Below are 399 nucleotides of genomic sequence, written 5' to 3'. Positions count from 1 at the left end.
GTTAAGGCGGCGCTGGAATCCGGATCCAAGGAGGTCCGCGCAACGCCGGTCGAGGCTCAGGCCGAAGCCGGAAACATCAAGCTGGTGAATGGCCCATGGGTGGCGGCGTTCTTGGATGAGATCGCCGAATTCCCCAACGCCAAGCACGACGACCAGGTGGACGCGCTGTCTGGCGCGTTCGCTGAACTGGTCACCGGTAGTACTTACAACCTCGGGAACGCGCTCTGATGGGCAAGCTCGCACAAATCAAAGACGGGCTGGTCAACCTGGTGGCCAACCTGGGGACGCCGCGCGACAAGGCGGCGGCCACCTTCTACGGCATGCCGATGCTGTCGGAACAGGAGGCCGAGAATGCCTACCGCGGGACATGGCTTGCGCGGAAGGTGATCGACATCCCGG

At 63.4% G+C, this 399-nt stretch carries 1 protein-coding gene; it reads left to right on the top strand.

Going from position 1 to position 399, the window contains the following annotated elements; genetic code table 11:
* Positions 1-228, top strand: a 228-nt coding sequence (gene terL / locus EN850_RS33945; protein ID WP_148671829.1) for a phage terminase large subunit, incomplete at its 5' end; no start/stop codon positions are given.
* Positions 229-399: the final 171 nt, after the last annotated feature.

The organism is Mesorhizobium sp. M8A.F.Ca.ET.207.01.1.1, from assembly GCF_004794715.1.
Lineage (GTDB): Bacteria > Pseudomonadota > Alphaproteobacteria > Rhizobiales > Rhizobiaceae > Mesorhizobium.
The sequence above is the reverse complement of the archived record's forward strand: the minus strand, read 5'-3'. Positions and strand labels throughout refer to the sequence as shown.